Here is an 18,810-nt window from a genome sequence, read left to right as displayed (position 1 = left end):
GATGGCAGGGATCAAGACACGCAACGAAATCCGCTTCATCCTCAATGGCGAGGACGTCGCGCTCGGCACGGTTGCACCCGACCAGACCCTGCTCGACTGGCTGCGGCTCGACCGCTCGCTGCGCGGCACCAAGGAAGGTTGCGCCGAGGGCGACTGTGGCGCCTGCACGGTGCTGGTCGGCAGGCTCTCCGGTGGAACACTGGTCTATGAAAGCGTCAATGCCTGCATCCGCTTCCTTGGCTCGCTAGACGGCACGCATGTAGTGACCGTCGAGCATCTGCGCGGCGACGCAGGAAAACTGCATCCCGTGCAGCAGGCGATGGTCGATTTCCACGGCTCGCAATGCGGCTTCTGCACACCGGGTTTCGTCATGTCGCTTTATGCTCTGTGGATGCGGACGCCGGAGCCGTCGGACGCCGCCATCGAAAAGGCGCTGCAAGGCAATCTCTGCCGCTGCACCGGCTACGAGGCGATCATGCGCGCCGCACGTGCCATCTCCAGCTACGGCCCGGCGGCAAAGGATCCGCTGGCGGCGGAGCGCAAGTCAGTCACGGCTAAGCTCGAAGCGATGAAGGACGGTTCGCGCATCGAGATCGGCTCCGGCAGCATGCGGCTGATCGTGCCGGCCAATGCCGACGATCTGGCCAGCGTGCTGGTCAAGGAGCCGGCAGCCACTATCGTCGCGGGTTCGACCGATGTCGGCCTTTGGGTGACCAAGCACATGCGCGATATTGCGCCGGCGATTTTCATCGGCAATCTCGACGGTCTGTGCGGGATTTCCGAGGACAAAGGCGTCATCTCGATCGGCGCCGGTGTCACCTATAGCGAAGCCTTCTCGATGCTGGCGAAACGCATCACGGCGCTCGGCCCGCTGTTCGATCGCATCGGCGGCGATCAGGTGCGCAACATGGGCACCATCGGCGGCAATATCGCCAACGGTTCGCCGATCGGCGACACGCCGCCGCCGCTGATCGCACTCGGTGCCCGCCTGACGCTGCGCCGCGGCGACAAGCGGCGGACGATCCCGCTGGAGGATTTTTTCATCGCTTATGGCCGACAGGACCGGCAGCCCGGCGAATTCGTCGAGGCCGTGCATGTCCCGGTGCCAGGCAGCGAGACGAAATTTGCCGTCTACAAGATCACCAAGCGCCGCGACGAAGACATCACAGCAGCGCTAGGCGCGTTTATCCTGAAGCTCGCCGAGGATGACACGGTGGCGGATGTGCGCATCGCCTACGGCGGCATGGCGGCAACGCCGAAGCGAGCCTTTGGCGTCGAAAAGGCATTGCTTGGCAAGCCCTGGACGGAAGCGACGGTCGAGGCGGCGATGGCCGCGTATGCCGACGATTTCACGCCGCTGACCGACATGCGGGCAAGCGCCGAATACCGGGCGCTGGCGGCGCGCAACCTGCTGCTGCGCTTCTTTGCCGAAACCACCGGCACCCGGGCGCCGATCCAGGTATCACGGCACGAGGCGGCATGATGAACAAGCACGCCACGCCAAACCTGAAGGCAAAAAAAATCGCCGGCGGCGTCGCCACCGACCAGCGCCATGATTCCGCGCACAAGCATGTCAGTGGCACGGCCGTCTATATCGACGACATGCCGGAACCGGCCGGCACGCTGCATGGCTGCCTTGGGCTTTCGACGGCGACGCATGCCACCATCACCAGCATGGACCTTTCGGCGGTGCGCGCCGCACCCGGCGTCATCGACGTGCTGACGGCGAGCGACGTGCCAGGCGAGAACGACATTTCGCCGACCGGCCGTCACGACGAGCCGGTGCTGGCCGACGGCAAGGTGCAATTCTTTGGCCAGCCGATCTTCTGCGTCATTGCCGAAACCCGCGAGCAGGCGCGCCGTGCAACGAGGCTGGCCAAGGTCGAATACAAGGAATTGCCGTTCGTCGCCGATGTCGGTGAGCTCGATCCACGGATGGATAAGCTGGTCACGCCGCCGCTGACGCTGAAGCGCGGTGATGCAGCGGCTGCGATCAAGGCGGCGCCGCGCCGGCTGAAGGGAAAGATGCGCATAGGCGGCCAGGAGCATTTCTATCTCGAAGGCCATATCGCCTTGGCCATCCCTGGCGAGGACCACGACGTCACCATCTATTCCTCGACCCAGCACCCGAGCGAAATCCAGCACATGGTCAGCCACGCGCTCGGTGTTCCGAGCCACGCGGTGACGGTGGAAATCCGCCGGATGGGCGGCGCTTTCGGCGGTAAGGAAACGCAAGGCAATCAGTTTGCGGCATTGGCCGCTATCGCCGCGAAGAAACATCATCGGGCCGTGAAAATCCGGCCCGACCGCGACGACGACATGATCGCCACCGGCAAACGCCACGATTTCCTCGTCGACTACGAGGTCGGCTTCGACGACGAGGGCAATATTCTGGGCGTCGATTTCATGTTCGCGGCGCGCTGCGGCTTCTCGGCCGACCTCTCCGGCCCGGTCACCGACCGCGCGCTGTTCCATTGCGACAACACCTATTTCTGGCCGGCGGTGCACGCGCAATCGGCGCCGCTCTACACCAATACGGTATCGAACACCGCCTTTCGCGGCTTCGGCGGCCCGCAAGGCATGGTCGGCGCCGAGCGCGTCATCGACGAAGTTGCGTTTGCCCTCGGCAAGGACCCGCTCGAAATCCGCAAAAAGAATTTCTACGGCACCAGCGACCGAAACATCACGCCCTATCACCAGACGGTCGAGGACAACATCATCCACCGCATCGTCGCCGAGCTGGAGGCGAGTTCCGACTATGCGAGGCGCCGCCGCACCATCGATGCTTTCAATGCCAACAGCCGCTTCATCAAGCGCGGACTGGCGCTGACGCCGGTCAAGTTCGGCATCTCGTTCACCGCCACCCACTACAACCAGGCCGGCGCGCTGGTGCATGTCTATACCGATGGTTCGGTGCATCTGAACCACGGCGGCACCGAGATGGGGCAGGGCCTCTATGTCAAGGTGGCGCAGGTCGTGGCGGAAGAGTTCCAGATCGACCTCGATCAGGTCAAGATCACCGCGACGACGACCGGCAAGGTGCCGAACACCTCGGCCACCGCCGCGTCTTCCGGCTCCGATCTCAACGGCATGGCGGCGCAGAATGCCGCCCGCCAGATCAAGGACCGGTTGATCAATTTCGCCGTCGAGAGATACCAGGTGCCGCGCGACCAGGTGCTGTTCTTGCCCAACCGCGTGCGCATCGGAAACCAGGAGATCGCCTTCGCCGATCTCGTCAGGCAGGCCTATATGGCGCGCATCCAGCTTTCGGCGGCGGGTTTCTACAAGACGCCGAAAATCCATTGGGACCGCGACAAGGGCGAGGGCCATCCCTTCTACTATTTCGCCTATGGCGCCGCGTGCTCGGAAGTCTCGGTCGATACGCTGACCGGCGAATATGTCGTCGAGCGCACCGACATCCTGCACGAAACCGGCCGCTCGCTGAACCGCGCCATCGACCTCGGCCAGATCGAGGGCGGCTTCATCCAGGGCATGGGCTGGCTGACGACGGAGGAACTGTGGTGGGACGACAAGGGGCGGCTGCGCACCCATGCGCCATCGACCTACAAGATCCCGCTCGCGTCGGACCGGCCGAAGATTTTTAATGTGACTTTGGCCGACTGGGCGCAAGCAGGCGAGCCGACGGTGCACCGCTCCAAGGCGGTCGGCGAGCCGCCCTTTCCGCTCGCAATGTCGGTGCTGCATGCGCTGTCGGACGCAGTTGCGAGCGTTGCCAGCCACAAGATCTGCCCGCGCCTCGACCCGCCGGCCACGCCGGAGCGTGTGCTGATGGCGATCGAACGGCTGAAGCGGGAAGCCAAAACCGGCACTTGAATCCCGGAAAACGTGCAATTCAGGCCGAAAAACTCTATATTTCCCGATAGGGAACGCAAATGATGAACGCGAAAGTGCAGAGCCTGAAAGCCTTTCTTGCCGGCGCCGGCCGGGTCGCCTTCGTTGAGGTGGCCCGGACAAAAGGTTCGACGCCGCGCGAGACGGGTGCCTTCATGCTCGTCTCAGGATCGGCCACTTTCGGTACGATCGGCGGCGGCCAGCTCGAATACATGGCGATCGACAAAGCGCGACAGATGCTTTTCTCCCCCCTTGAGGGGGAGATGGCCGCGGAGCGGCCAGAGGGGGTCGTCTCAGAAGGTACCGCCAGCGCGTCGAGCACTGCCGCGGCGACCCCACCCGGCGGCTTCGCCGCCACCCTCCCCTCAAGGGGGAGGGATATCCGCGCCACCCTCGACATCGCGCTCGGCCCGGACATCGGGCAGTGCTGCGGCGGCAGGGTCGAGCTGCTGATCCAGCTAGTCGACCCCGCGCTTGAAGCCAAGCTGGTTGCGGCGGCGGAAACCGAGGAAGCGCAGCGACCGCATGTCTACATCCTCGGGGGCGGCCATGTCGGCCAGGCGCTGGCCTCCGCGATGGCCTTGCTGCCGGTGCATGTCGTCGTTGTCGAGACGCGAGCCGAGGCGCTCAAAGGCATGCCGGAAGCGGTCGAAACCAAGCTGACGCCGATGCCTGAGGCGATGGTGCGCGAAGCCCCGGCTGGATCCGCCTTCGTCGTCCTTACACATGACCACGCGCTGGACTTCCTGATCGTCGCCGAGGCTCTGAAACGCCGGGATGCCGCCTATGTCGGCATGATCGGCTCCAGAACCAAGAAGGCGACGTTCCGGAACTGGTTCCTGAAATCGGCGGACGGAAGCGAGGCGGAATTTGCCCACCTCGTCTCGCCGATCGGCGGCGATGCCGTTAAGGACAAGCGCCCGCAGGTGATCGCCGCACTCGCCGTAGCCGAGATTATGACAGCGTTGGCCGGCCATGCGGCGGCACCGTCCGCTCAGTCCAAAGCCTCTCACCGCAAGGCGATGGCTGGCTGACGTTTTGGCTATTCCTTCTCCTGCGTGTGCGCCTCAAGGAACCACAGCAATTTGTCGAGCGAGCGCGAATAGGCGGTGAAGATGTCGGCGGTGTCGGCGTCGCCCGCGCCAGCCGCCTCGTCGATCGCCGCGCGTGCCCGCTTGGCGGTTGCGGCATAGCGGTCGATCAGCGCCGCCAGATGGTCTCGGGTCTTGTGGATGTCGGTCGGATAGGCCTCCAGCATAGTCGCCTTCGACACCTCCTGCGAGGTGCCGAGCGCCGTGCCGCCGAGCTGTACGGCGCGCTCGGCAATGGTGTCGACATGGCCGTCGATCTCCTCGCGGAACGTGTCGAGCATCTCGTGGATGGCGATGAATTGCGGTCCCTTGACGTTCCAGTGCGCCTGCTTGGTGATCAAGGCCAGATCGATGGCGTCGGCGAGGCGGGCATTGAGAAGATCGATACACTCTTTCTTGGCATTGGATTGCAGGTCATTGCGGGTGGCGATGGCATCCATGATCGGCTCCTGTGGCGGTTGCGTCCGCGTGGTTTGAAAAGAGGGCGAAGTTTGGGATGGTCAATCGAATATGCGCGCAGACGCCTCATCGCCGCGGCACAGCATCCCAAAACGGCGATCTCCGACTTTCGTTCCGCTCGTCGTTTTACGCCGGCGTTTTCAAGCCCAGATGGTCGCGCAGCGTGCTACCTTCATAATCCTTCCGGAAAAGCCCGCGCCGCTGCAGCTCCGGCACGACAAGCGTGGCAAAGGCTTCGAGTTCGCCGGGAAAATAGGATGGCATGACGTTGAAACCGTCTGCCGCGCCGCCCTCGAAGCGTGCCTCGAGCTGGTCGGCGATCTGGGCCGGAGTTCCGACGACGCGCCAATGACCGCGCGCGCCGGCGAAATGACGGGCAAGCTGGCGAATGGACAGCTTGTCGCGGCGGGATTGCTCGATGACGAGCGCCTGCCGGCTCTGCATGCCTTCGCTGGCCGGCAGCTCGGGCAGCGGTCCGTCGATGGGATAGCGCGCGAGATCGGATATGCTGAGATAGCTGGAAAGCAGCGCGACACCGACATCGTCCGGTATCAGCTCCTGCAGTTCATCATGTCTTGCCCGGGCTTCCGCTTCGCTTGCCGCGACGACCGGCGCGACGCCGGGCATGATCTTGACGTCCTCCGGCTCGCGCCCATGGGGCGCCAGCCGTCCCTTGAGGTCGTCGTAGAAGGCCTTTGCCTCCTCGAATGTTTGCGCCGCAGTGAACACCACATCGGCGGTCCGGGCGGCAAGATCGCGGCCCTCATCCGACGCTCCCGCCTGAACCATGACCGGTGCACCTTGTGGCGAGCGCGGCAGATCGAGCGGGTCGCGCACCGAAAAACTTCTGCCTTCGTGTCCACCCTGGCCTCGCCAAAGGCCGGTAACCACGGCAGCGAATTCGCGCGCGCGTTCGTAGCGGTCCGCATGTGGGCGCAGTCCGGTCGAGCCGAAATTGGCGGCCTCGATCTGGCTCGCCGAAGTGACGAGGTTCCAGCCGGCTCGGCCGCCGCTCAGATGGTCGAGCGACAGGAAGGTCCGCGCCAGTCCGTAAGGCTCGTTATAGCTCGTCGACGCCGTGGAGACGAGGCCGATGCGCTCCGTCTGGACGGCGAGCGCGGCAAGCAGGCTTATCGGCTCGAAGCCGATCGAGCGCGACGTTTGGCTGGCGATGTCGACATTGGCCTCGCGCACGCCGGCGGCGTCCTCGCAGAAGATCATGTCGAACTTGGCTGCTTCCGCCGTCCGCGCCAACTGGACGTAATGGTCGATGTCGATGCCAGCCGTGACATGCGCCTGCGGATGGCGCCAGGCGGCGATGTGGTGGCCTGTCGCCCACAGGAAGGCGCCGAGCTTCATCTGGCCTCGACCGGCGCTCATTGCCGATCCTCCCCTGCAAGCCCGAGATGGGCGCGCAGTGTCGCCGCGCTGTAGCCGGACCGGTCAAGGCCGCGGCGGCGAAGCTCCGGCAGCACGAGACCGACGAAATCGTCGAGCGCCGATGTGAACGGCATGGCGATGTTGAAACCGTCGCAGGCTTTCGAGCGAAAGCACTCTTCGAGCCCGTCCGCAAACAGGTCCGGCGCGGCGGTTATTTCGGCGCTGACGGTAACGTTCATCAGCACTTTCAGCGCCTCCGGACTGCGCCCGAAGGCAAGCGCACGGCGCTTCAGATCGCCAGCCTTCGCCGGCTCGATCGATGCCTCATCCAGCAGGACGACATCGGCGGTGCGGGCGGCGATATCCGTGTCGGGCTCGGACAGGCCGGACATGACCAGCACCGGCGTGTCCTGCGGCGACCGCGCCACGTTGAGCGGCCCGCGCACGGAAAAATATTCGCCCTTGTGGTCGAGCAAATGCATCTTTTCAGGATCGAAGAAGCGGCCGCCACTTTTGTCGAACAGCAGCGCGTCTGCGTCCCAGCCTTTCCACAAGCCTTGCACGATGCCGATGAATTCCTCGGCGCGCAGGCGGAAATCGTCGCCGGAAAACCCTTCCGGTCGGCTGAAATTGGCCGCCTCGCGCGGATCGGGAAACATGCTCGCGTTCCAGCCGGCGCGGCCATGGCTGATGATATCGAGCGAGGCGAAACGGCGTGCGAGGTTGTAGGGCTGGTGGGCGACCGTCGACGCTGCCGCGACGAGGCCGATCCTGCTTGTCACCGTCGCCAGCGCTGCCACCAAGGTCGTTGCTTCGAATCGCATTTGGCGGTTCGGCCCGCCTGCAACCGGTGCGGAATCGCCCAGCAACACCATGTCCAGACCGGCCGCTTCGGCTTCTTGCACGAACCGCGTCAGCAGACTGAAGTCCGGGCCGGCGTCGGGCGGATGGGAAGGGGCGGCTTCCGGAGACAGTGAAACGGCGAGACACATTGTGGCGCCGTTGGCCATCGCTTTTCCCTGTTGAGCGAGATTCCTGGAGAATTATCTCGCCGGCTGGACGGAAAGCAACCGGCCAGCCGGCGATCATTTGCCGGCCAGAATATCCCTGATCAGCCGCTGGCAGCGCTCGGCCATGAAATCGAGCAGCAGCCGCACCTTCGGATCCTGCAGCTTCTTGTGCGGGTAGACGGCGGCGAACTGCACCGGCGTCGGCGGCGTGTTGCTCAGGATCACCTTCAGCCGCTGGTCGCGGATAAACGGCTCGACCTCGAAGCGCGGCTTGTTGATGATGCCGCGGCCGGACAGCGCCCAGCCGGTCAGCACGTCGCCATCATCGGTATCGTAGGGGCCGTGCACCTCGAACTTTTGCGGCCCATTCGGCGTCTGCAGCGTCCAGACATATTCGCGCGCGCCGGAATAGCGCAGCATCAGGCAATCGTGTTTCTTGCCGATCAACTCCTGCGGCTCGCTCGGCTCGCCGCGCACGTCCAGATATTGCGGAGCCGCTACCAGCACGCGTTCGCACTCCATGATGCCGCGCATCCTGAGGCTGGAATCCTCGATAATGCCCAGCCGGAACGCAACGTCGATGCCTTCCTTCATGATATCGACATTGTGATCGGAAAGCCGGAGCCGCACCTCGATATCTGGGTACCTGTCGTGGAAATCCGGGATTCCGGATGCTACCAGCCGCCGCCCGAGGCCGAGCGGCGCTGTCACCTTTATGGTGCCGCGCGGCTGGCCGGATAACGCGCTGACCGCCGCTTCCGCCTCGGTGACCGCCTCCAGCACCTGCTTGGCGCCAGAGTAGAACACCGTGCCGTGCTCGGTCGGCATCAATTGTCGCGTCGTGCGGTTGAACAGCCTGACTCCCAGGTGCTTCTCGAGCTCCTTGATCCGGTTAGAGGCGACCGCCGGCGAAATGCGCATGTCGCGCCCAGCCGCCGATAAATTGCCGAGCTCGACGACGCGGACGAAAACGGCGATGTTGTCGAGATAGGCCATGCGGCTTCCGTGGCTCTCATGTGGCAGCGTGTAACGAGCCTAGTATTTTCCAAATTTTTTTGAAAGTCATCGTGCAGCTCGGCTCTTTCCGTTTGCGCTCCAGTCCGTAAAGTCAGTGGATCGGCAGGGACGATTTTTTCATGATGGATTTCGCGATATTCTGGGATTGGCTGAGTTTCGCCGTGCGCTGGCTGCACGTCGTCACCGGTATCGCCTGGATTGGATCGTCCTTTTATTTCGTCGCGCTCGATCTCGGGCTGCGCCAGCGTCCGGGCATGCCTGCCGGAGCCTTCGGCGAGGAATGGCAGGTGCATGGCGGCGGCTTCTACCATGTGCAGAAATATCTGGTGGCGCCGGCTGAGATGCCCGAGCATCTGACCTGGTTCAAGTGGGAATCCTACGCCACCTGGCTGTCGGGTTTCGCCATGCTGTGCGTCGTCTACTATGCCGGGGCGGACCTGTTCCTGATCGATCCGAATGTGCTTGCCATGTCGGTGCCTACAGGCATCTTGCTGTCGCTGGCGACGATCGGCGTCGGCTGGGTGGTCTACGATCTCTTGTGCCGTTCGCCGCTTGGCAACAGCGACACCGGCCTGATGCTGGTGCTCTACGGCGTGCTGGTGTTCATCGCCTGGGGCCTGACCCACCTGTTCACCGGCCGCGCCGCTTTCCTGCATCTCGGCGCCATCACTGCGACGATCATGTCGGCCAACGTTTTCATGGTCATCATCCCCAACCAGAAGATCGTCGTCGCCGACCTGATCGCCGGCCGTAAGCCCGATCCGAAATATGGCAAGATCGCCAAACAGCGCTCGCTGCACAACAACTACCTGACGCTGCCGGTTTTGTTCCTGATGCTGTCGAACCATTATCCGCTGGCGTTCGGCACAGAGTTCAACTGGGTCATCGCCTCGCTGGTGTTCATCATCGGCGTGCTGATCCGGCACTATTTCAACACCAGGCATGCGCGCAAAGGGAATCCGACCTGGACCTGGCTGGCCGCCGCCGTCCTGTTCGTCGTCATCATCTGGCTGTCGACGGCACCGAAGCTGCTGACCGGCGAAGTCAAAACGTCCTCGGCGGCACAGGTCTACGTCGCCTCGGCACATTTTCCCGCCGTGCGTGATACGGTGCTTGGCCGGTGTTCGATGTGCCATGCGGCGGAGCCGTCCTACGAGGGCATTTACCACGCACCTAAGGGCGTGATGCTCGATACCGATGCCGGCATCGCCGAGCACGCCGGCGAGATCTACCTGCAGGCCGGACGCAGCCACGCCATGCCGCCCGCCAACGTCACCCAGATCACCGACAAGGAACGGGCACTGCTGGTAGCCTGGTTCGAAGGCGCGGGGGAATAGCATGACCAGCACGCTGCTGCGCGGCCGCACGCTGTCGTTTTTGCGCTGGCCAGAAACCATCGACGACCATTCCGCCTGGCGCTACGAGCAAGATGGCGGCCTGCTGATGCGCGACGGCAGGATCGTTGCCGCTGGTGCCTATGCCGAGGTCGAGAAAAAGGCTGGCGCGGGAACAAAAAAGATCGACCACAGGCCATATCTGCTGCTGCCCGGGTTCATCGATGCGCATGCACATTTTCCGCAGATGCAGGTCATCGCTTCCTTCGGCGCCGAGCTGCTCGATTGGCTGAACACCTACACTTTTCCGGAAGAGACAAAATTCCAGAACGCCCAGCATGGCCGCCGTATCGCCAGGCTGTTCCTGGATGAAGTATTGCGGCATGGCACCACGACAGTCGCGGCCTATTGCTCGGTACACAAGGAATCTGCCGAAGCGTTCTTTGCCGAGTCGCACGACCGCAACATGCTCAACATCGCCGGCAAGGTGATGATGGACCGCAACGCGCCGGACGGCGTGCTCGACACGCCGCAATCGGGCTATGACGACAGCAAGGCGTTGATCGATGAGTGGCACGGCAAGGGGCGCCAGCACTATGCCATCACGCCGCGCTTCGCCATCACCTCGTCGCCCGAGCAATTGGAGATGGCGGGCGCGCTCTGCCGCGAATATCCTGATCTGCACATGCAGACGCATCTGTCGGAAAACCACGCCGAGATCGCCTTCACGCAGCAATTGTACCCGCAGACGCGGGACTACACCGACATCTACGAACACTATGGGCTGCTCGGGCGCAGAAGCCTGTTCGGCCATTGCATCCACCTGTCGGAACGCGAGGCGGATGCGCTTTCGGATAGCGGCTCGGTGGCGGTGTTCTGCCCGACCTCCAACCTGTTTCTCGGCTCGGGCCTGTTCGATTATCAGCGCTATAGCCGCCGCCAGAAGCCGCTTCGCATCGCCGCCGCCACCGATGTCGGCGGTGGCACCAACTATTCGATGCTGCGCACCATGGACGAGGGCTACAAGGTGATCGCGCTGAGCGGCGAGAAGCTCAATCCGTTCCAGTCCTTCTGGCAGCTGACCCGCGGCAATGCCGAGGCGCTGTCGCTTGCGGAAAAGATCGGCACCCTGGAGGAAGGCAGCGACGCCGATATCATCGTGCTCGACGCCCGCGCCACGCCGGCGATGCGGCTGCGGGTGGAGACGGCGGACACGCTCGCCGAGGAATTGTTTCTGCTGCAGACGCTCGGCGACGACCGCGCCGTGCGCGAGGTCTATGTCGCCGGCCGGGCGGCCAAGGCGGATATAGGGGTGTAGCCGTCGTATGCGGCCGGCTTGACCGGGCGGCAGCCATCCGCCAAAGCAACAGGCGAGATCGACAGGGGAACGACATGGCCGTTGCGGACGATATCGCTCTGATCAAGAAACAGGAAGCCACGCTTGTCTTTTCGGCCTTCGATGAAGCCGTCGCTTTCGAGATCGGCTCGGCGATCCGCGACCGGGCTCTCAAGAAAAACCTGCCGATCATCGTCGATATCAGAACTTTCGACCGGCCGCTGTTCTATGCGGCAATGCCCGGCTCGAACGCCTCCAATCCGGACTGGGCGCGGCGCAAGATCAACGTCGTGCGGCGGTTCTTGAAAAGCACCTACCGCATTGTGCTGGAGCAGCAGCGCCCCGACCGCAGCTTCAAGCCCGGCGAGGGGCTGGACATTGCCGACTATGTGCTGGCCGGTGGCGGCTTTCCCATCACTGTCAAGGGCGCTGGCGTCATCGGCGTGATCGCCGTCTCCGGTCTACCGGAGCGCGAGGACCACGGAGTGGTCGTGGATACGCTGTGTGAGCATCTCCGCATCGACGCGCGCGAGCTGGCATTGCCGGCGGAAGCAAAATGACAGAGGTAGATCCCAAGCCTTTCCTCATTTCGATCTTCAACGCCGCCGTTGCCGCCGCCGATCCCCAGAGGTCGATCAAGGATCATTTGCCGGCAAGGCCGAAGGGCCGGACCATCGTCATCGGTGCAGGAAAAGGCTCGGCGCAGATGGCGGCGGCTTTCGAGAAAGTGTGGGACCGGCCGATCGAAGGTTTGGTCGTCACCCGCTACGGCTATGGCGCGGCCTGCCGGCGCATCGAGATCATCGAGGCGGCGCATCCGGTGCCGGATGCTGCGGGGCTCGAAGCTTCCCGGCGGCTGCTCGAAAAAGTCCAGGGACTGACTGCGGACGACCTCGTCGTGGCGCTCATTTCGGGCGGCGGCTCGGCGCTGCTGCCGTCACCTGCCGAAGGTCTGACGCTAGCCGACGAGATCGCCGTCAACGAGGCGCTGCTCGCCTCCGGCGCGCCGATCGCCGCGATGAACACCATCCGCAAACATCTGTCCTCGATCAAGGGCGGCAGGCTGGCGGCCGCCGCCTATCCTGCCAAGGTGGTCTCGCTGGTTGTTTCTGATATTCCGGGCGACGATCCGGCTCTGGTCGCTTCTGGTCCGACCGTGCCGGATATAGGCAGCCGCGAAGATGCATTAGCGTCGATCGCCGCCTATGACATGAAACTACCGGCTTCAGTGATGGCGCACATCAATTCGCCGGCCGCCGATGCGCCACGTCCGGACGACCCGCGTTTTATCCGCAACGAGGTACATCTGATCGCCTCGGCCGGCGTATCGCTGGAAGCGGCTGCGGCCGAAGCCAGGTACCAAGGTATCGAAGCGGTCATTCTCTCCGATTCCATCGAGGGCGAGGCGCGTGAGGTCGGCAGCGTCCACGCCGCAATCGCGCGCGAAGTGGCGACGCGCAACCGGCCATTCGCAAAACCGGTGCTGATCCTGTCGGGCGGCGAGACGACCGTGACCTTGCGCGCGAAAGGCAAAGGCGGCCGCAACTCGGAATTCCTGCTCGCCTTCGCCATTGGGATCAGCGGCATGGCGGGCGTCCACGCACTGGCCGCCGACACCGACGGCATTGACGGTTCGGAAGACAATGCCGGCGCCTTCGCCGACGGCTCGACAGTGTCGCGGATGCATAAGGCGGGCGTCGATGCCAAGGCCATGCTTGCCGGCAACAACGCCTGGACGGCATTCAATGCCGTAGATGACCTTTTCGTACCCGGTCCGACCGGCACAAACGTCAACGATCTCCGGGCGATATTGATCAAATAGCTCAGGCGGCCATCAGCTTTTTCACCGCTCTCATATCCTGCAGGAACCGGTCGCGTTCTGCCTGCTTGTCCGCCGGCTCGCGAATGCGCAGGATGAAGGACGGGTGGATGGTGACGAAGACACGCAAGCCATCGTCGCGCTCCACGACGGCCCCGCGCATCTTCATGATCGGCACCACCTTGCCAAGCAGCGCCTGCGCCGCCGTTGCGCCGAGCGCCACCGCCAGATTGGGCTTGATCAGATCGATTTCCTTGTCGAGCCACCAGCGGCAAGCCTGCACCTCGCCGGCGTTTGGCTTGGAGTGGATGCGCCGCTTGCCGCGCGGCTCGAACTTGAAATGCTTGACCGCGTTGGTGACGTAGACTTTCAGCCGATCGACGCCGGCATCGTCCAGGATCGCGTCGAACACCTTGCCCGCCGGACCGACGAAGGGCTTGCCCGCCAGGTCCTCCTGGTCGCCCGGCTGTTCGCCGACGAAGATCACCTTAGCTTTATCAGGGCCCTCACCGAACACGGTCTGCGTGGCGTCGTGCCATAGCGGACAGCGGCGGCAGATCTTGGCCGTTTCGCGCAGTTCAGGAATCGTCCTGGCGTCGATTTCTGTCGTTTCCGGAGACTTGCTTGCAGGCAAGCGTCTTGCCTGCACTTTGGCATGGTGCGGCGTCGGGGTTGTCTGCATCCTGGCGATCATGACTAAGGCGGCCTTGCTCGCTCCTGCAATCAGACACGCAATGAGCAAAGCCCGCCGAAGGTTCCGTTGAAATTATTCCGCATGGGCCTTCACCGGCGGATGGCCGACGATGTGATGCCCTACACCTCGTGCAGATAGAGGTGATAATCCAGTTCGCTGACCGTGCGCGCCACGCGCAGATATTCCGACTGCTTGATCGCCACGAACGTCCGGTGCAGGTCTTCGCCCAATGCGCCCTTGAGGAAGGTCGACGCCCTTGCCGCCTCGATCGCGGCACGCCAGTCGACCGGCATCGTCGTGCGCGTGACGGCCGATTCGTAGCCATTGCCGGTGGTTTCGGGACCGGGATCGAGGCCTTCGTCGAGGCCTTTGACGACACCGGCCAGCACCGTTGCTGCCACTAGGTAAGGATTCGCGTCGACGCCCGATGGCCGGTGCTCGATGCGGCGGTTCTTGGCATCGCCGGCCGGCACACGCAGTGCCACCGAACGGTTGTTGACGCCCCAGGTCGGCGCCACCGGCGCATAGGATTGCGAGACGAAGCGCCGCCATGAATTGGCATGCGGCGCGAAGACCAGCATCGATTCCGCCATCGTCTGGATCAGTCCGCCGAGGCCGCGCAGCAGCGGCAGCGACCAGCTTTCGCCGCCGGTTTCGGCAAAGACATTCTTGCCGGCATCATCCAGCAGCGAGACATGAAAATGCATGCCCGAGCCGGCATATTTCTCGATCGGCTTGGCCATGAAGCAAGCGGTGACACCATGACGGCGCGCCTGCGCCCGCACCAGTCGCTTGAGCATCACGAGATCGTCGGCCGCCCGCATCACATCCTTGCGGTAGTTGAGCGTCAGCTCGTACTGGCCGGGCGCATATTCCGAGATGACCGTCTCGGCCGGGATGCCTTGCACCTTGGCTGCGGCGTAGATGTCGGAAAACAGCGGCTCCATGCCGTGTAGATGGTCGACGGAATAGACCTCCGTCTTGGCCGAGCGGCGTCCGTCAAGCACCGCGTGCGCCGGCTGCACCTTGCCTTCGGCATCGCGCTCGTTGGCGAGCAGGAAGAATTCGAGCTCGAAGGCGCCGGCCGGATGCAGGCCCTTGGCCGCGAGGATGTCTACCTGGCGGGCGAGTGCCAGCCGCGGGTCGGACGACATCGGCTGGCCATCGAGATGGTACATCGCCATCAGCACCTGGCCGCGCGGCGGCTGGGTGGCGAACAGCGGCACCAGTGTGCCGGGGATCGGCCACGCCCGCAGGTCGCCGTCGCCCGTCGTCCAGATCAGCCCGGTCTCGTGAACATCCTCGCCGGTGATGTCGAGGCCGAGGATCGAGATCGGCATGTGCCGGCCCCCCTCGTAGATGCTCATCAACTCATGCCGGCGCACGATCTTGCCGCGCCCGACGCCATTGGCGTCGGTCAGCACGATGTCGAACGCTTCGATCTCGGGATGAGCGTCGAGAAAGGCCTGCGCCTCGGCGGGCGTCGAGCCCGAAGGGGATGCCGTGACCAGGTTCAAACTTTGCTTGGGCGCTTGTTTCATGCCGCAAGCTTGTCTCACGCCGTAAGCTTTGCCGCAACCGCGCCGAAGGCAGTGATCAGCCGGTTCACCTGGGCGGCGCTGGTCGTAGGAGAGATCAGCATCATGTTGTGGAAGGGTGCGATCAGCACGCCGCGATTGACCAGCGCGACATGGATTGCCGCCTCGAGCTCCGGCACGTGCGCAGCTTCCGCTTCGCCGCCGTTCCTCAGCGGGCCCGGCGCGCAGATGAACTCGACACGGGCACCGACGCGAGCAACATGCCAGGGCAGACGATAGCGATCGATGACGGCGGTCAGCCCGGCGTCGAGCCGCTGCGCCAGATGGTCCATATGGCTGTAGTTCTCGTCGGTCATGACGTATTCGAGCGTGGCGCGCATCGCTGCGAATTGCAGCGGATTGGCCGACAGCGTTGTCCCCATGCCGGAGTAGCCGGGCTCTTTCCGGCTGATATAAGCGGCATAGCGGGCCGCAACGTCTTCGCTCATGCCCCAGACGCTCGCCGGTACGCCGCCGGCAATCGGCTTGCCCAGCACGAACAGGTCCGGCTCCAGCCCGTATTTGCTTGTATAGCCGCCGGGACCGGTCGAGATTGTATGCGTCTCGTCGATTAGAAGCAGCGTGCCGGTCGCACGGGTGAGACGCCGCAAGCCATCATGAAAGCCGGCTTCGGGCAGCACCATGCAGGAATTGGTCAGCACCGGCTCGGCGATGACGCAGGCGACATCGTTGCCCCGGAGTGCCGCGTCGAGCGCCGGCAGATCGTTGAACTCGACGACATCAGTCGCCCGCGTCAGGTCGCGGAACTCGCCGGCCAGTCCCGGTCGATTCACCGCTTTCCCGGCGACCAGCCGCACCATCGTCTCGTCGACCGAGCCATGATAGCAGCCGTTGAAGACCAGTATCTTCTCCCGGCCGGTAACGGCGCGGGCAACCCGCAGCGCGAAGCGGTTGGCATCGGTCGCCGTCGTCGCGATCTGCCACGACAGCAAACCGAAGCGCTGCTGCAGCAACGGCCCGATGGCGAGCGCGTTCTCGGCAGGCAGCATGTAGGTCAGGCCGCGTCCGGCCTGCCTGCGGATGGCGCGTGCGACCGGCGGCGGCGAATGACCGAACATCGAACCGGTGTCGCCAAGGCAGAAATCGTCGAGCCGGTTGCCGTCGATATCTCTGATGATGGCGCCCCTGGCACTATCGACGAGGATCGGGAATGGCGTCGGCCAGTCGTTCATCCAATGCATCGGCACGCCGCCGAAGAAGCCGGGCAGGCCATTGCCGATTTTCGCCATCGATTTTGGCCGCGCCCGGCGGAAGACTTCTGCCTCGGTCGCGCGCAACTCGACGATCCGGGCCGGGCCGATGCCGCCGATGCAAGTCTTTGAATGGTTCATGACGTTCATGGCGGCCCTCTCAGTCGCACTTTAGACAATCGGCATCCGCCACCGCAATTGGCCGGGCGGCTGCCCTGTGTTGGGTCAGCGGTCATTTGAATGAAAACAGGCGCTTGACCGCGAGCCGCCTTCGGGCGCCAATGGTACTTCGGCTGGAGGGCATAAGATGGTGCGGGCGATCGTCTGCGCAGCAACGCTGCTGTCGTCGGTGCGGCTCTGGCGTCCGGCGGCATCTGGTGTTCCGCCGAGGATGCAGCCGTCAAATTTCAGGTCGGTGCCGGGATCACCAGAGGCATGGGCGGGCCGACCTTCAATTTTAGCGGCGAGCTCGAGATTCTGGGCAGGCCGGCTGGCGACAGTCTGCGCGAGACATTGTTCGAGGATCAGAACCTCACGCAATATTGGCTCGACAACAAGGAATTGCGGCTGCTCGTCTACCACGAACGGCTGGTCGAAAACGCCTACGGCTATGTCGAACTGGCGATCCTGACCAAGGCCAGCGACGAAGGCGTCTATGACGGTCGCTATTTGCTCTCAATCCATGATGTAACGGCCGATGCCGAAAAGGACGGCAAGCAGGCTGAATTGACCGGCAAAGTATCTTGCGGAGCCGAGTAAGTAACAGGCTACGCCGAAATATCGATGACGCCGCAGTCGCCCGCAGCGCTGCCAAAGGCGACGCGGCGCTCTTCCTTGTCCCACATCATCGAAGTGACGGCGCCCTTGCCCGGCCGGCGCAACAGCACTTCCTTGGCGTCGGCGAAGCGCACCGCCATCACCATCCCGTCATCATAGCCGATAGCAACGACGTCCTGGCTCGGGTGACAGGCGACGGAGGTGACCATCGCATTGCCGCGCGTGCCGAGTTCCAGCGGCGCCTTGCCCATCGGCCCGTCTTTGCCGGAAAACGGCCAGACGATCGCCGCCGGCGCGCCGGAACTCGCCAGCCATTTGCCCTTGGCGCTCCACGATAGGCTTTTCACCTTGCCGGGGTAGCCGGACATGCGCATGTGCTTGCCGTCGGCGAGCTTCCAGCCATGAAGCGCGTTTTCCTGCATGGTGGTGACGACGAAGCCGCCGTCCGGCGAGAAGGCGATGCCGGTGTGGGCGCCGGCCCATTCGAGCTCGACCGGCTTGCCGTCGGCAGCCGGGAAGTGCAGCGTCGCGCCATTGTAGCGGGCAACGCCGAAGCGCATGCCCTTGGGCGAGAAGGCAAGCCCCTCGACTGAGCGCGGATGCGAGAATTCCCTGGTTTTGCCGTCGGCAAAGCGCACATAGGCAATCTTGCCCGAAGCATAGGCAACAGCGCCTTGCGGCCCGGCGGCGACGCTGGTTATCCATTTTTTGCCTGCGGTCGCCAATTCCGTTGTATTGCCGCCTGGGGTCACGGCAAAGATCCTGCCGTCCTCACCACCGGTGATCAGTCGGTCGTTTGCCGCATCATGGAAGGCGGCGAGCATTCCGTCATTGGCCTGCACCGTCTTGTGGCCGTGGTCGAGCCAATGGATTGTGCCGTCGGCCAGCGCAAAATGCGGCACGTCGCCGAGAAACACGGCGGCGAGGCAGTGGCCTTCGAGATCGAGCGGGGCGACTGTCGGCATGAGAGATCATTCCGTTCGAGATTTCTGCTTGTCATCTAACCCCGCCGGGCTGTCGGCGAGGCTCCGCCTTCTCCCCTTGTGGGAGAAGGTGGATTGGCGCGCAGCGCCAAGACGGATGAGGGGTGCTGGAACGAGCGCCGTCGATGCCAAGCTGGAGCACCCCTCATCCGACCGAGCTACGCTCGGCCACCTTCTCCCACAAGGGGCTAGCGTGCGCACACATCTGATTTGGCGGGGATTAGTTTGGATTTGCAAGAGCGAAGCCCTCGGCGATGGCGTGGAAGCGTT

General features: G+C 63.8%; 16 protein-coding genes. 8 read left to right on the top strand and 8 right to left on the bottom strand.

Translation table 11 applies throughout. The annotated features are described in order from the left end of the window. Window position 1: 1 nt before the first annotated feature. The 3 genes from xdhA (at window position 2) to xdhC (ending at window position 4,886) form a co-directional block, all read left to right on the top strand. Window positions 2-1,483 (top strand): xanthine dehydrogenase small subunit, encoded by a 1,482-nt coding sequence (gene xdhA, locus NKK47_RS09185; RefSeq protein WP_352568398.1) that lies wholly within the window; start codon window positions 2-4, stop codon window positions 1,481-1,483. Continuing rightward, entirely contained in the window at window positions 1,483-3,834 is a 2,352-nt protein-coding gene (xdhB, locus tag NKK47_RS09180) for a xanthine dehydrogenase molybdopterin binding subunit (RefSeq protein ID WP_023676224.1), read from the top strand. Before xdhA ends, xdhB begins: the two co-directional genes overlap by 1 nt. Window positions 3,835-3,896: 62 nt before the next feature. Further along, window positions 3,897-4,886, top strand: a complete 990-nt coding sequence (xdhC, locus tag NKK47_RS09175) for a xanthine dehydrogenase accessory protein XdhC (protein ID WP_023676225.1) — start codon at window positions 3,897-3,899, stop codon at window positions 4,884-4,886. A gap of 8 nt (window positions 4,887-4,894) precedes the next feature. Here xdhC and dps read toward each other — a convergent pair whose 3' ends face one another. From dps to NKK47_RS09155, 4 genes are all read right to left on the bottom strand, one after another. After that, on the bottom strand, window positions 4,895-5,383 hold the full coding sequence (gene dps, locus NKK47_RS09170; RefSeq protein WP_023676226.1) for a DNA starvation/stationary phase protection protein Dps: 489 nt from the start codon (window positions 5,381-5,383) through the stop codon (window positions 4,895-4,897). 145 nt (window positions 5,384-5,528) lie between these two features. Further along, window positions 5,529-6,782, bottom strand: a complete 1,254-nt coding sequence (locus NKK47_RS09165) for an LLM class flavin-dependent oxidoreductase (RefSeq protein ID WP_023676227.1) — start codon at window positions 6,780-6,782, stop codon at window positions 5,529-5,531. After that, window positions 6,779-7,792 (bottom strand): LLM class flavin-dependent oxidoreductase, encoded by a 1,014-nt coding sequence (locus NKK47_RS09160; RefSeq protein WP_031211656.1) that lies wholly within the window; start codon window positions 7,790-7,792, stop codon window positions 6,779-6,781. The genes NKK47_RS09165 and NKK47_RS09160 overlap by 4 nt, the downstream gene beginning before the upstream one ends. Before the next feature lie 75 nt (window positions 7,793-7,867). Beyond that, window positions 7,868-8,788, bottom strand: coding sequence for a LysR family transcriptional regulator (locus NKK47_RS09155; RefSeq protein ID WP_023676229.1), 921 nt, complete (start codon window positions 8,786-8,788; stop codon window positions 7,868-7,870). 140 nt (window positions 8,789-8,928) lie between these two features. Between NKK47_RS09155 and NKK47_RS09150 the strand changes: the two genes are divergently transcribed. The 4 genes from NKK47_RS09150 to NKK47_RS09135 all read left to right on the top strand — a co-directional run bounded on the left by NKK47_RS09150 (window position 8,929) and on the right by NKK47_RS09135 (window position 13,301). Continuing rightward, on the top strand, window positions 8,929-10,146 hold the full coding sequence (locus NKK47_RS09150) for a urate hydroxylase PuuD (protein ID WP_352576253.1): 1,218 nt from the start codon (window positions 8,929-8,931) through the stop codon (window positions 10,144-10,146). 1 nt (window position 10,147) lies between these two features. Continuing rightward, window positions 10,148-11,461, top strand: coding sequence for a guanine deaminase (guaD, locus tag NKK47_RS09145; protein WP_023676231.1), 1,314 nt, complete (start codon window positions 10,148-10,150; stop codon window positions 11,459-11,461). Between the two features lie 74 nt (window positions 11,462-11,535). Next, entirely contained in the window at window positions 11,536-12,039 is a 504-nt protein-coding gene (locus tag NKK47_RS09140; RefSeq protein WP_352568395.1) for a heme-degrading domain-containing protein, read from the top strand. Then, on the top strand, window positions 12,036-13,301 hold the full coding sequence (locus NKK47_RS09135; protein WP_352568394.1) for a glycerate kinase type-2 family protein: 1,266 nt from the start codon (window positions 12,036-12,038) through the stop codon (window positions 13,299-13,301). The genes NKK47_RS09140 and NKK47_RS09135 overlap by 4 nt, the downstream gene beginning before the upstream one ends. Before the next feature lies 1 nt (window position 13,302). Here the strand turns inward: NKK47_RS09135 and NKK47_RS09130 are convergent, their stop codons facing one another. The 3 genes from NKK47_RS09130 to NKK47_RS09120 form a co-directional block, all read right to left on the bottom strand. Next, window positions 13,303-14,025 (bottom strand): UdgX family uracil-DNA binding protein, encoded by a 723-nt coding sequence (locus NKK47_RS09130; RefSeq protein WP_280952098.1) that lies wholly within the window; start codon window positions 14,023-14,025, stop codon window positions 13,303-13,305. Between the two features lie 86 nt (window positions 14,026-14,111). Further along, entirely contained in the window at window positions 14,112-15,533 is a 1,422-nt protein-coding gene (locus tag NKK47_RS09125) for a glutamine synthetase family protein (RefSeq protein WP_031211659.1), read from the bottom strand. 14 nt (window positions 15,534-15,547) lie between these two features. Then, a complete protein-coding gene (locus tag NKK47_RS09120; protein WP_352568393.1) occupies window positions 15,548-16,930 on the bottom strand; it encodes an aspartate aminotransferase family protein in 1,383 nt (460 codons plus the stop codon). Between the two features lie 285 nt (window positions 16,931-17,215). Between NKK47_RS09120 and NKK47_RS09115 the strand changes: the two genes are divergently transcribed. Next, on the top strand, window positions 17,216-17,539 hold the full coding sequence (locus NKK47_RS09115; protein ID WP_352576251.1) for a hypothetical protein: 324 nt from the start codon (window positions 17,216-17,218) through the stop codon (window positions 17,537-17,539). Window positions 17,540-17,547: 8 nt separating this feature from the next. On the opposite strand, the gene NKK47_RS09110 is transcribed toward NKK47_RS09115, so the two are convergent. Continuing rightward, window positions 17,548-18,522 (bottom strand): WD40 repeat domain-containing protein, encoded by a 975-nt coding sequence (locus NKK47_RS09110; RefSeq protein ID WP_352568390.1) that lies wholly within the window; start codon window positions 18,520-18,522, stop codon window positions 17,548-17,550. Window positions 18,523-18,810 lie beyond the last annotated feature (288 nt).

Source organism: Mesorhizobium sp. M0019 (assembly GCF_040323975.1).
GTDB lineage: Bacteria > Pseudomonadota > Alphaproteobacteria > Rhizobiales > Rhizobiaceae > Mesorhizobium.
Note: the sequence above shows the minus strand (reverse complement) of the source record. Positions and strands in the feature narration are given on the sequence as shown.

Bases quoted from the DNA above. Each gene is read 5' to 3' on its own strand.
- xdhA (WP_352568398.1), top strand. From the start codon at position 2: ATGGCAGGGATCAAGACACGCAACGAAATCCGCTTCATCCTCAATGGC.
- xdhB (WP_023676224.1), top strand. From the start codon at position 1,483: ATGAACAAGCACGCCACGCCAAACCTGAAGGCAAAAAAAATCGCCGGC.
- xdhC (WP_023676225.1), top strand. From the start codon at position 3,897: ATGAACGCGAAAGTGCAGAGCCTGAAAGCCTTTCTTGCCGGCGCCGGC.
- dps (WP_023676226.1), bottom strand. From the start codon at position 5,383: ATGGATGCCATCGCCACCCGCAATGACCTGCAATCCAATGCCAAGAAA.
- NKK47_RS09165 (WP_023676227.1), bottom strand. From the start codon at position 6,782: ATGAGCGCCGGTCGAGGCCAGATGAAGCTCGGCGCCTTCCTGTGGGCG.
- NKK47_RS09160 (WP_031211656.1), bottom strand. From the start codon at position 7,792: ATGGCCAACGGCGCCACAATGTGTCTCGCCGTTTCACTGTCTCCGGAA.
- NKK47_RS09155 (WP_023676229.1), bottom strand. From the start codon at position 8,788: ATGGCCTATCTCGACAACATCGCCGTTTTCGTCCGCGTCGTCGAGCTC.
- NKK47_RS09150 (WP_352576253.1), top strand. From the start codon at position 8,929: ATGATGGATTTCGCGATATTCTGGGATTGGCTGAGTTTCGCCGTGCGC.
- guaD (WP_023676231.1), top strand. From the start codon at position 10,148: ATGACCAGCACGCTGCTGCGCGGCCGCACGCTGTCGTTTTTGCGCTGG.
- NKK47_RS09140 (WP_352568395.1), top strand. From the start codon at position 11,536: ATGGCCGTTGCGGACGATATCGCTCTGATCAAGAAACAGGAAGCCACG.
- NKK47_RS09135 (WP_352568394.1), top strand. From the start codon at position 12,036: ATGACAGAGGTAGATCCCAAGCCTTTCCTCATTTCGATCTTCAACGCC.
- NKK47_RS09125 (WP_031211659.1), bottom strand. From the start codon at position 15,533: ATGAAACAAGCGCCCAAGCAAAGTTTGAACCTGGTCACGGCATCCCCT.
- NKK47_RS09120 (WP_352568393.1), bottom strand. From the start codon at position 16,930: ATGAACGTCATGAACCATTCAAAGACTTGCATCGGCGGCATCGGCCCG.
- NKK47_RS09115 (WP_352576251.1), top strand. From the start codon at position 17,216: ATGGGCGGGCCGACCTTCAATTTTAGCGGCGAGCTCGAGATTCTGGGC.
- NKK47_RS09110 (WP_352568390.1), bottom strand. From the start codon at position 18,522: ATGCCGACAGTCGCCCCGCTCGATCTCGAAGGCCACTGCCTCGCCGCC.